This is a genomic window from Aequorivita capsosiphonis DSM 23843 (genome assembly GCF_000429125.1).
Classification (GTDB): domain Bacteria; phylum Bacteroidota; class Bacteroidia; order Flavobacteriales; family Flavobacteriaceae; genus Aequorivita; species Aequorivita capsosiphonis.
In genome coordinates, this window is the sequence record NZ_AUBG01000002.1 from 354,625 (window position 1) to 366,889 (window position 12,265).

The following is a 12,265-nucleotide window of genomic DNA, read 5'->3' on the forward strand; positions in this document are numbered from 1 at the left end:
AATAGCGGAAAATTATTACCCAAGGCAGATCAGTGAAAAATTTGTGAAAAGCTTTTAATTGAAGTTAGATTTATAAAATAAAAAACCGCAACCCTTTCAGGTTACGGTTTTTACATTATAAATCTCGGTGTCCCAAGTTCTCCGCCGCGGCGGATTAGGGGGTTTTATTTCACTTCTTCAAAATCTACATCCTCAACATCGCTGTTTTCTTCTCCATTAGAAGAAGCATTCTCAGCATCTGGTGAAGCATCACCGGTTGGGGCACCTTGGCCATCGGCTTGGGCTTTGTACATTTCTTCAGAAGCTACTTTCCAAGCTTCGTTTATTTTATCTAAAGCTGGTTGAATGGTTTCAACTTCTTTAGTTTCGTAAGCTTTTTTCAGTTCTTCCAAAGCATCTTCAACTGGTTTCTTTTTATCATCAGATAATTTATCGCCAAATTCTTTAAGTTGCTTTTCTGTCTGGAAGATCATTCCATCAGCTTCGTTCAATTTATCTACTTTTTCTTTCGCACTTTTATCACTTTCAGCGTTTGCTTCTGCATCTGCTTTCATCTTTTTGATTTCATCTTCAGTCAATCCAGAAGAAGCTTCAATACGAATATCTTGTGATTTATTGGTAGCCTTATCAGTAGCACTTACTTTAATGATACCGTTGGCATCAATATCAAAGGTTACTTCAATTTGTGGCGTACCGCGCTGTGCTGGTGGAATACCGTCTAAGTGAAAACGACCAATTGTTTTGTTATCGGTTGCCATTGGACGCTCTCCTTGCAATACGTGGATTTCAACACTTGGTTGATTATCTGCTGCAGTAGAGAATACCTGACTTTTCTTAGTAGGAATAGTCGTGTTGGCCTCAATTAATTTGGTCATTACACTTCCCATAGTTTCAATACCTAGAGAAAGTGGCGTTACATCTAAAAGAAGTACGTCTTTTACATCTCCAGTTAATACCCCACCCTGAATAGCGGCACCTACGGCAACTACTTCATCTGGGTTTACACCTTTGTGTGGTTTTTTTCCGAAGAATTTCTCAACAGCTTCCTGAACTGCAGGAATACGTGTAGAACCACCTACAAGAATTACTTCATCGATATCACTCTTGCTCAATCCAGCAGCTTTCATTGCAGTTTCGCAAGGCTTCATTGTTCTTTTTACCAAATCATCGATCAACTGCTCAAACTTAGCACGAGATAAAGGTTTTACCAAGTGTTTTGGTCCACTTGCAGTAGCAGTGATATATGGCAAGTTGATTTCAGTTTGTGCTGCAGAAGAAAGCTCAATTTTCGCTTTTTCGGCTGCTTCTTTCAAACGTTGCAATGCCATAGGGTCTTTACGAAGATCGAAATCTTCTTCAGCCTTAAACTCGTCTGCCAACCAGTTGATTATCTTTTGGTCAACATCATCCCCACCTAAGTGCGTATCACCATCTGTTGCAAGTACTTCAAAAACTCCATCACCTAATTCAAGGATACTAACATCGTGCGTACCACCACCAAAGTCAAATACTACAACTTTTTGGTCGGTACCTTTTTTGTCAAGACCGTAAGCAAGTGCTGCCGCTGTTGGTTCATTAATGATTCGCTCTACTTTAAGACCAGCAATCTCACCCGCTTCTTTAGTTGCGTGACGCTGACTGTCGTTAAAGTATGCAGGAACTGTAATTACCGCACGGGTAACATCTTGCCCTAAATAGTCTTCAGCTGTTTTCTTCATTTTCTGAAGAATCATCGCGCTCAATTCTTGTGGCGTGTACATACGGCCGTCAATATCTACACGAGCCGTGTCGTTATCACCTTTTACCACTTTGTACGCTGCATGTTCCGCTTCATTTTTAGACTCGGAATATTTGTTCCCCATAAATCTCTTGATAGAGCTAATGGTTTTAGTAGGGTTGGTAACAGCCTGACGCTTTGCAGGATCACCTACTTTAATTTCGCCACCTTCCACAAATGCGATTACGGATGGAGTTGTTCTTTTTCCTTCGGCATTAGGAATAACCGTTGGCTCGCTACCTTCCATTACAGCAACGCAGGAGTTGGTTGTACCTAAGTCGATTCCAATTATTTTACTCATAATAGTATTGTTTGTTGTTTATAGTTTATTGTTGTGTATTCTTATTTTCAAGTTGTATAAGTCAATGATTGTGCCAGCCAAAAGATTATGACATCATGGCAGAAATAAGTTTGTAGTGGTCAGTAACAGTGAGCAGATTGCTTTTAACAATTAAGACATACTTTAACTCCGTACAGGTTTCTTTATGTAATTTATAGAGAGAAAAAATGAAATAACATCTCTTTTTTAAAATCATTACTTTTACCAGACGCATAATTCCAAAAAACGCTTCATTGAATATTAAAGAAGTTTCGCGACAACACATATTATATATTGTTCTGCTCATTCTTGCTGGGGAAGCTGTTTTCATTTTACCTTTTGTTCTCGCTCGGGTTTTTCGCGCCACTGTACTGGAAGTTTTTCAGATTAATAATACTGAACTAGGTCTGTGCTTTTCGGTTTATGGAGTCGTAGCACTTTTCTCATATTTATTCGGTGGTCCCTTGGCAGACCGATTTCCTCCCCGCAAATTAATGGGAACAGCTTTGATACTTACAGCATTGGGCGGATTGGTCTATGCGAGCTCCCCTAGCCTTCAAACATTAACTATTCTCTATGGTTTCTGGGGGTTTACAACTATTTTTCTTTTTTGGTCAGCCATGATAAAAGCTACTCGTGTTTGGGGCGGCACGGAAAACCAGGGAAAGGCATTCGGGTTTTTAGACGGCGGTCGCGGATTGGTAGGAGCGCTTTTTGGATTGCTGGGAGTAGTAGTATTTTCATTGTTCGTTTCAGATTCTCACATAACATTGAATGAGCAAGTAGAAGCATTTCACTACGTTATATATGTTTCCTCAGCTCTCGTCGCTTTAATAGGAGTTATTGTATTCTTTTTTCTAAAAATTGATAATGAAGCCGAAGTTACCACTCTCGATAAAATTACTCTTAAAAATATAAAAACAGTTTTAAAACTCCCTGCAATTTGGTTGATGATGATTATTATAATATGTGCGTATGTTGGTTATAAAATAACCGATATATTTTCACTTTATGCCAATAACGTTATGGGTTACAATGAAGTGGATGCCGCCAAGACCGGAACTTTTTTATTGTTTATTCGTCCTGTTGTTGGGGTTATTATTGGAGTTCTTGCAGATCGTTCCCGCGCTTCCATTTATCTGTGTCTGGGGTTTCTGCTCTCTATTTTTGGAGCAATGCTCTTTGCTTCTGGAATTGTGGATGAAGGGACCAATATCTTGTTTTTCCTTTCAATAATCATCGTTGCTGTTGGAGTTTATGCCGCGCGTGTTCTTTATTTTGCGGTTATGGAAGAAGGTAATATTCCATTGGTATTGACAGGAACAGCAGTTGGTATTATATCTTTTATCGGCTACACACCAGAGGTTTTTGCAGGTCCAGCCATTGGATATTTTTTAGATGCTGCGCCCGGAAAAGAAGGACATCAGGCAGTATTTTGGATGTTAGCTATTTTTTCAGTTATAGGGTTTCTAGCTTCGTTTATTTTTTATCGAATCTCTAAAAAAAGTGGCAGTAGGCAAAATTAAAATTCCAAATTACAAGCTCCAAAACCCATATCAAATAGACATAGGAACGCTTCATAGATCCTAAGACTTAAGATTTTATTGTGAATGATTAACTAGATTGATTTTTTATCGGTTTTAGAAAAGCGGTTTCCTTTTAACTTTCTTTTCAATTCTAACTAAATTACAATCACTACTTTTAAAATTCTCTAAAATAAGCTCATCTGACGAACATCTAGACTACAAGCTTATTTTTTTGGAATTTGGATTTTTTTAATTTGGAATTTAAAAAGTATGTGGAATTTAAAAAATAAAAAAGCCGTCATAACTGGTGGCACCAAAGGAATAGGAAAAGCAACGGTATTGGAGTTTCTCTCCCTTGGCGCCGAAGTTATTTTTACTTCTCGAAGCAAAGAAGATGTAAATGCTTTTGAAAAACAACTTCAAAATGATGGGCATAAAACCTTTGGAATTGTAAGCGATGTTTCAGAAAAAGAAGGCATTGAAGCTATTTTTTCCGAAGTAAAAAAACGTTGGGATACTCTCGACATTTTGGTAAATAATGCAGGTATCAACATCCGGAAAGCGGCCGTAGATTATACCGAAGATGAGTACCAAAAAATAATTGGAATCAACCTTACGGCTCCTTTTCTTTTAAGCCGAAAACTATATCCATTTCTAAAAAAATCTGGGAATGCCGCTATTGTAAACGTCGCTTCTGTTTCGGCGGTTGTGGATACAAAAACCGGTTCTCCATACGGAATGTCCAAAGCCGGATTGGTGATGCAGACCAAAAATTTGGCTACGGAATGGGCGGAAGACGGGATTCGTGTAAATGCAATGTCGCCGTGGTTTACTGAAACTCCCCTAACCCACGATCTTTTAAAACTTAAAGAACGTATTGATCCGGTTTTAAAACATACCCCTCTTGCCCGCGTTGCCCAAGCGGAGGAAATGGCTAATATAATTGCCTTTCTCGCAATGGATAAATCCTCTTATATAACCGGACAAAATCTGGTTGTGGATGGCGGAATAACCATTACAGCCATTTAAAGCAAAAACAACGAACAAAATTCTAAATCCCATCCCAATAATTATCGGAACGGGATTTATTTTTGTGGAAATTTGTTTTCTTATTTGGAAATATTCCATAATTTTGGAATAAATCCAAAGTAGATGTTTTTGAATAGCCACAGTTATTACAGCCTTCGTTATGGAACCCTGAAAATCAGCGATCTGCTGGGTTTAGGGCAGCAAAACGGAGCGACTTCTATGGCGCTTACTGACATCAATTCTACCTCTGCTTGTTTGGAATTTGTCAGAATTGCATCTGATTTCAATGTAAAACCTATTTTAGGTGTCGATTTTAGAAATAGCGCAAAGCAGCAGTTTATAATGTTGGCAGAAAACAATAAAGGTTTTCAGAATATAAATGAATATTTATCCGAATTCCTTCATCAACGTGAAAGTTCTAAAAATGCTGAAATTCCTTCGAAAGCAAAACAGATTCCAAATACATTCGTGATTTATCCATTTGCTTCTTTTAAAGATGAAGCGCTTTTAGAAAATGAATTTCTTGGCGTAAAAATCGAAGATATCAATCGTTTTAAATTTTCGTCGTGGAAAAAAAGACAGGAGAAATTGGTCATTTTGCAAACGGTAACTTTTCAGAATAAAAAAGGTTTTAACACACACCGATTACTTCGTGCCATTGCCAATAATACATTGTTGAGCAAATTGCCAACTTCAGAACAGAGCAGTGAAAATGATGTCTTTGTTTCCGAAGAGAAACTTAGAACAGCTTTTGAGGAATTTCCGCAAATAGTTAAAAATACTGAAACACTTTTAGACCGCTGCAGCATTTCTTTCGACTTTTCAAAAGAAACCACTTGCAACCAAAAATCATATACCGCCAATGAAGATCTGGATTTTCGTCTACTGAAAAAGTTGGCATACGCGGGAATCAATTACCGTTATAAACGTCCGGGTGAACGCGTGATGCTACGGATGGAAAAAGAATTGGGAATTATAAAGGAAAAGGGCTTCGTTTCCTATTTCCTCATCAATTGGAAAATCCTGAAATACGCCCGTAGCAAAGGTTATTTCTATGTGGGTCGTGGAAGCGGCGCCAATAGCATCATTGCTTATTTACTTCGAATTACAGATGTTGATCCCGTGGAACTCGACCTATATTTTGAACGTTTTATAAATCTATATCGAAAAAATCCGCCTGATTTCGACATTGATTTTTCTTGGCAGGATCGTGACGATATTACTGACTTTATTTTTAAAACATTTAAAAATACGGCACTTATAGCCGTTTACAATACTTTTAAATTCAAAGCCTCTGTGCGAGAATTGGGAAAGGTTTTTGGATTGCCAAAGGAAGAAATCGACAGACTTTCTAAGCAAAATTATAATTTTGAAACCTTAGACAAAATGTCCCAATTGGTAATCGTTTACAGCCAATACATTCAAGGTTTTCCAAATTACTTGGGTATTCACGCTGGTGGAATTTTGATTTCGGAAAAACCGATCCATCATTATATCGCCACTTTTATGCCTCCGAAAGGCTATGCCACCACACAGTTTGATATGGTAATTGCTGAAGATATTGGACTTTATAAATTCGATATTTTAAGTCAGCGTGGATTGGGAAAAATAAAGGATGCCGTAGAAATCGTGAAATACAACCACCCTGAAATTCCATCTTTTGACATTCACGATATCAAGCGCTTTAAAAAAGACGAAAAAATAAAAACACTATTGCGGAATGCACAGGCAATCGGCTGTTTTTACGTGGAGTCGCCCGCTATGCGAATGTTGCTTCGAAAATTACAGGTAGATGATTATTTGGGTTTGGTAGCTGCCAGTTCCGTAATCCGACCAGGAGTTGCTAAAAGCGGGATGATGCGCGAGTATATTTTGCGGTATCGCTATCCCGAAAAACGAAAAGAAGCGCACCCTGTTTTGTTGGATATTATGCCAGAAACCTACGGTGTGATGGTTTATCAAGAAGACGTTATAAAAGTAGCGCACCATTTTGGCGGACTCAACCTGAGCGAAGCAGATATGTTACGAAGAGGAATGAGCGGTAAATTTCGTTCGCGGGAAGAGTTTCAAAAAGTGAAGGATCAGTTTTTTGAAAACTGCAACAACTCTGGAAAAAATGAAGTATTAACAGCTGATGTTTGGCGGCAGATTGAAAGCTTTGCTGGCTATGCCTTTGCGAAGGGACATTCCGCTTCTTATGCTGTGGAAAGTTATCAAAGTCTTTTTCTGAAAGCTTATTTTCCGTTGGAATATATGGTAGCCACGTTAAACAACGGCGGTGGTTTTTACAGCGTAGAACTTTATGTACACGAAGCACGAATGCACGGTGGAAATATTCTGCAACCTTGTATTAATCGTAGTTATAACAAAACTATTATTCAAGGAAAGGATATTTACATCGGTTTCGGGTTTTTACAATCTTTGGAATCAAAACTTGCTGAGAGAGTAATTGTCGAACGCGACAAAAACGGCTTCTTTGAAAGCTTAGACGATTTCTTGGATCGCGTTTCCATTGGGATGGAACAAATGACGATTCTTATAAAAATAAATGCTTTCCGCTTCACAAGAAGAAACAAGCGGGAACTGCTGTGGGAAGCCTATATGAAAATAAATAAAGTGAGTTTTGAAGAGAATGTTTACACACTTTTTAAACCTAAGAATATTGATTACAAAACCCCTTCCCTACCGCACACTGTGCTGGAAGATGCTTTTGATGAAATGGAACTTTTGGGTTTTCCATTGTGCAGTCCTTTTGATTTACTGACAGTTCCCTCAGAAAATAAATTGCGGGCAATACATCTTCCGCAACTTATAGGAAAAATAATCACTATTGAGGCCTATTTGATAACAACCAAAAGAACGCGCACCTCGAAAGGTGATTATATGTATTTCGGAAACTTTCTGGATCGTAATGGTGACTTTATAGACACGGTACATTTTCCGCCAGTTGCAAACAAATATAGTTTCCGCGGAAAAGGAGTTTACAGTATTACCGGAAAAGTAATTGAAGAATTTGATTGTATAAACATTGAAGTTACAAAAATGGAGCGATTGGCAATTATTCAGGATCCGAGATATAGCCCCCTAACCCCTTCCTCGGCAGGCAAGCCCGAAGGGGGAACTGTTACGGACAATAGACGCAAAACAATAAGACCTAAGACAGCTGCGCTATAGGACGTAAGACGTAGAACCAAACCTGTAAGGTAACCACCGAAGGCCTCCTTATAGGTTTCAATGAGAAGAAAGGAGAGTAGGACTTAAGATATATTAACGATAGAGAAACTTGGCGTCTTTGCGACTTTGCGAGAAAAATTGCATGCGAAGTCGCAAAGACGCAAAGAAGCCTCAATTAAAAAACAGTCTTATATTCTACGTCATTTAGTCTTCAGTCTCAAATCGATTATGAACGACAAAAGAAACATAGTACACATGGATTTGGACACATTTTTTGTGTCCTGCGAACGCTTGTTAGATAGCAGGTTAATTGGAAAACCTGTGCTAATTGGTGGCACAAGCGACCGAGGCGTGGTGGCTTCCTGCAGTTATGAGGCAAGAACTTTTGGAATCCACTCTGCTATGCCAATGAAATTGGCCAGACAGTTATGTCCCGAAGCAATTGTAGTTCGCGGCGATGCTGGCACCTACAGCAAATTTTCAGAAAACGTTACCGATGTCATAAAAGAAAGTGTCCCGCTTTACGAAAAAGCTTCCGTAGATGAATTTTATATCGATTTAACAGGAATGGACAAGTTTTTTGGTTGCGAGAAATTAGCTTCGGAATTACGACAACGGATTATAAAAGAAACCGGATTGCCCATTTCCTTTGGGCTTTCTGTAAATAAAACGGTTTCAAAAATAGCAACTGGCGAAGCGAAGCCAAACAATCAAATTTATATTTTAAAAGGAACCGAAAAACCTTTTCTTTCACCTTTATCAGTTAATAAAATACCAATGGTAGGGGAAGTCACTTATCGTGCTTTTTGCGATTTGGGCATAAAACAGATAAAAAACGTACAGGAAATGCCCGTGGAAATGATGGCAAAGGTTTTTGGAAAAAACGGACGGACCATTTGGCAGAAAGCGAACGGAATTGATAATACGCCGGTACAGCAATATACCGAACGCAAATCCATTTCCACCGAGCGCAGTTTTGACCGTGATACCACCGACGTAAAAAAGTTGGAGGGCATTATCATTGCGATGGCAGAAAATTTGATTTTTCAACTTCGTCGTGGTAACAAACTTACTGCCTGTGTAACGTTCAAAATTCGCTATTCAGATTTTCAAACTTATACTATGCAACAAAAAATACCTTACAGTTCAGCAGATCATAAAATTATTCCAATAGTTATGGAGCTTTTTAAGAAATTGTATCAACGCCGGCTTTTAGTGCGGATGGTTGGCGTTCGGTTTAGCCATTTGGTAGAAGGAGGTTTTCAAATAGACTTATTTGACGATAACGAAAAGATAATCAATCTCTATCAGGCTATGGACAAGATGCGGGACCGTTACGGCGATCGTGTTGTGATGCGAGCCGCGGGGATGGAAGCCAAGAGCATTGGGCGTTGGAATCCATTTACGGGAGCTCCGCCGCCGTTGTTGCCTAATAGAAGGAGATGAATTCAGTGTTCAGTGTTCAGTGTTCAGTGTTCAGTGTTCAGTGTTCAAAAATAAAATTCATAATTCTGAATTCTTCATTCAGAATTAAATAAGATGCTATCTTTGTTTTCAAAAGAAATATTTATGGAAAGCATCAGTGTTTTTGACATGTTATCAATTGGCGTTGGGCCATCGAGTTCACACACATTAGGACCATGGCGCGCAGCCTTGCGATGGATTGACGAGTTGAAAGAGAAAAAACAATTTAATGAAGTAGTGGGAATTACAATAGATCTCTATGGCTCACTGTCACTTACAGGTAAAGGCCACGCTACTGACTTAGCAGTAATGTTAGGTCTTTTGGGCTATGATCCTGTGACGTTTCCTATAGAAAACATTGAAAAAGAAATTGATATTATCACTTCGGAAAATAAATTAAAACTTAACGGAGAACGTGATGTCGCCTTTGTTCCTAAAGAAAACATCATCTTCAACAAAAAATTCCTCGAGTTTCATCCCAATGGAATGACTTTTACAGCAACTTTAAAAGACGGTTCTAAAAAATCTTCATCATTTTATTCTATAGGTGGCGGATTTACCATAAAAAAAGAGCGTAAAAGCAAAAAGATTAAGCTTGAAAAATTTTCGAAATTTCCATTTCCAATCCAAAAAGGAGCGGAACTAGCAGCATATTGTAAAGCCGAGAATAAAAGTATTTCAGAAATAGTGCTTGAAAATGAAAAATCATTGCGAAGTGAAACTGAAATAACCGACGGTTTGAAAAAAATATGGGAGGTAATGCTCGACTCTATGTATGTGGGATCGCATACTGAAGGTATTCTGCCAGGAGGACTTAACGTTACCCGAAGAGCTTTTGAGATGAACAAAAATCTTATTGGTGATTCAACCTACAATAATGCAGAAGAATGGATAGGCGCCATTAGAAATACGGAAGTAAAATTCCGTCAAATCCTAAAATGGGTTTCGTGCTTTGCCTTATCAGTAAACGAAGTGAATGCTTCATTGGGAAGAGTTGTCACGGCTCCAACTAATGGAAGTGCTGGTGTAATTCCTGCGGTTATGATGTATTATATGGTTATAGAAAACCACGATGCAAACTTTGACGACGTTCAAAGATATTTGCTAACAGCTGGAGAAATAGGAAGCCTTTTCAAAAAAGGTGCAACCATTTCAGCAGCTTTGGGAGGTTGCCAAGCCGAGATTGGAGTTTCCTCTTCCATGGCCGCTGGTGCGCTATGTGAATTGATGGGCGGAACGCCAGATCAATGCTTAATGGCTAGTGAAATTGCGATGGAACATCACCTAGGGCTTACTTGCGATCCAATAGCAGGACTAGTACAGATTCCGTGTATTGAACGAAACGCGATGGGAGCTATAAAAGCTATTAACGCTTGCGAAATGGCGCTTAACAGTGATCCTGCAAAAGCGAAAGTACCTTTGGATAAAGTAATAGCAACAATGTGGGAAACCGCTAAAGATATGACCTCGAAGTATAAAGAAACGAGTGAAGGAGGTCTTGCCGTGCAGGTAAATGTGAGTGATTGCTAAGTTATTCGGGATTACAACTTCCTATACGACGTGAATCAATTATGTTTAAAATTTTCCAACTTTCGTCGGTGTAAACCAAAGTGAAAGAAATGGCTCCACAATGGCTAAATTTATCATTCGCATAAAAGTCATAAGGAGCCCAAACATGGGCTATATTGCCATCACTGTTAACAATATAGTCTTTAATCTTTTCACTCCACTTTTGCTCTTTAGCCGATGCAGCAGTGTATTTCAATAAATCAGAAGGACTTAAGTAAAGTACTAAATTCTTCTGATCTTTACTCAGGTAAGCAGTCTGTATCGAAATATCAGGATGCATAACTGATTTCATTTTTAAGGTATCGCCAGATTGATACCCATCGACATAAATATCAATAATTATTTTCCCGTTTTCTTTAGAAAGTGGATCTTGTGCAAAACAAGTATAACAACAGAGGATTGAAAAAATGAGTAATATGGATTTCATATTGAAAAATTTAATTGATTCCTATTCAAAAATAGTATTTTTACACCTTAAAGCATTTATTTTTTAGAAATATGTCAACAGCAAAGAAAGATTATAAACGTATCACTACCAAAACATTGGTAGATATGAAGAAGAAAGGTGAGAAGATTTCCATGCTTACTGCCTATGATTATACCATGGCGAAAATTGTGGACAGTGCCGGGATAGATGTAATATTGGTGGGTGATTCTGCTTCAAATGTTATGGCAGGCCACGAAACAACCCTTCCCATAACCTTGGATCAAATGATTTATCACGCGGCCTCTGTTGTTCGTGCTATAGAAAGAAGTTTGGTTGTTGTAGATTTACCCTTCGGAAGCTATCAAAGTGATCCTAAAGAAGCGCTGCGATCTGCCATTCGCATTATGAAAGAAAGTGGTGGACATGCGGTAAAACTTGAAGGAGGAAGAGAGATAAAGGAATCAGTAAAACGAATTCTAAACGCAGGTATTCCGGTAATGGGCCATTTAGGTTTGACGCCGCAATCTATTTATAAATTTGGCACCTACACGGTACGTGCAAAAGAAGAAGAAGAGGCTGAAAAATTAATTGATGATGCAATGTTGCTTGAGAAAGTTGGTTGTTTCGCAATTGTGTTGGAAAAAGTTCCTGCTAAATTGGCAAAAGAAGTAGCTGACAGAGTAAGTATTCCTGTGATTGGTATTGGGGCTGGAAACGGTGTTGACGGGCAAGTTTTAGTCGTTCATGATATGATTGGGATGACACACGAGTTTAATCCGCGTTTTTTGCGCAGATATCTCGATCTATATACAGAAATGAAAAATGCATTTAGCCAATACAGCGTCGATGTAAAAAGTGGTGATTTCCCGAATGATAGTGAACAGTACTAAAGCCCCCCTAACCCCCAATGGGGGAATTTACGGATGTTAAATACATCACTAAACACTTATCAAAATCATCTATAGTTACCAACTCTTAAA

The 12,265-nt window shown here is 38.5% G+C and carries 8 protein-coding genes; 6 read left to right on the forward strand and 2 right to left on the reverse strand.

What is annotated here, in order from left to right; translation table 11 throughout:
* Positions 1-164 precede the first annotated feature (164 nt).
* Positions 165-2,078 (reverse strand): molecular chaperone DnaK, encoded by a 1,914-nt coding sequence (gene dnaK / locus G440_RS0103995; RefSeq protein WP_026450119.1) that lies wholly within the window; start codon positions 2,076-2,078, stop codon positions 165-167.
* 272 nt (positions 2,079-2,350) lie between these two features.
* On the opposite strand from dnaK, the gene G440_RS0104000 reads away from it, so the two are divergent.
* From G440_RS0104000 to G440_RS0104020, 5 genes are all read left to right on the forward strand, one after another.
* A complete protein-coding gene (locus tag G440_RS0104000; RefSeq protein WP_026450120.1) occupies positions 2,351-3,622 on the forward strand; it encodes an MFS transporter in 1,272 nt (423 codons plus the stop codon).
* 270 nt (positions 3,623-3,892) lie between these two features.
* A complete protein-coding gene (locus G440_RS0104005; RefSeq protein WP_026450121.1) occupies positions 3,893-4,651 on the forward strand; it encodes an SDR family oxidoreductase in 759 nt (252 codons plus the stop codon).
* Between the two features lie 123 nt (positions 4,652-4,774).
* A complete protein-coding gene (locus tag G440_RS19445; protein WP_084426568.1) occupies positions 4,775-7,825 on the forward strand; it encodes a DNA polymerase III subunit alpha in 3,051 nt (1,016 codons plus the stop codon).
* A 228-nt stretch (positions 7,826-8,053) separates the two neighbouring features.
* Entirely contained in the window at positions 8,054-9,271 is a 1,218-nt protein-coding gene (gene dinB / locus G440_RS0104015; protein ID WP_026450122.1) for a DNA polymerase IV, read from the forward strand.
* Positions 9,272-9,394: 123 nt separating this feature from the next.
* Positions 9,395-10,819: an L-serine ammonia-lyase gene (locus G440_RS0104020; protein WP_026450123.1), complete on the forward strand. Its 1,425-nt coding sequence runs from the start codon at positions 9,395-9,397 to the stop codon at positions 10,817-10,819.
* 1 nt (position 10,820) lies between these two features.
* Here the strand turns inward: G440_RS0104020 and G440_RS0104025 are convergent, their stop codons facing one another.
* The gene (locus G440_RS0104025) at positions 10,821-11,285 is read right to left on the reverse strand and encodes a nuclear transport factor 2 family protein (protein ID WP_026450124.1); all 465 of its coding nucleotides are present in this window, start codon (positions 11,283-11,285) and stop codon (positions 10,821-10,823) included.
* Between the two features lie 71 nt (positions 11,286-11,356).
* On the opposite strand from G440_RS0104025, the gene panB reads away from it, so the two are divergent.
* The gene (gene panB, locus G440_RS0104030) at positions 11,357-12,175 is read left to right on the forward strand and encodes a 3-methyl-2-oxobutanoate hydroxymethyltransferase (protein ID WP_026450125.1); all 819 of its coding nucleotides are present in this window, start codon (positions 11,357-11,359) and stop codon (positions 12,173-12,175) included.
* The last annotated feature ends 90 nt before the right edge of the window (positions 12,176-12,265 follow it).

Excerpts from the sequence above, each read along its gene's own strand:
- dnaK (WP_026450119.1), bottom strand. The coding sequence starts at position 2,078 with ATGAGTAAAATAATTGGAATCGACTTAGGTACAACCAACTCCTGCGTT.
- panB (WP_026450125.1), top strand. The coding sequence starts at position 11,357 with ATGTCAACAGCAAAGAAAGATTATAAACGTATCACTACCAAAACATTG.
- G440_RS19445 (WP_084426568.1), top strand. The coding sequence starts at position 4,775 with ATGTTTTTGAATAGCCACAGTTATTACAGCCTTCGTTATGGAACCCTG.
- dinB (WP_026450122.1), top strand. The coding sequence starts at position 8,054 with ATGAACGACAAAAGAAACATAGTACACATGGATTTGGACACATTTTTT.
- G440_RS0104025 (WP_026450124.1), bottom strand. The coding sequence starts at position 11,285 with ATGAAATCCATATTACTCATTTTTTCAATCCTCTGTTGTTATACTTGT.
- G440_RS0104020 (WP_026450123.1), top strand. The coding sequence starts at position 9,395 with ATGGAAAGCATCAGTGTTTTTGACATGTTATCAATTGGCGTTGGGCCA.
- G440_RS0104005 (WP_026450121.1), top strand. The coding sequence starts at position 3,893 with ATGTGGAATTTAAAAAATAAAAAAGCCGTCATAACTGGTGGCACCAAA.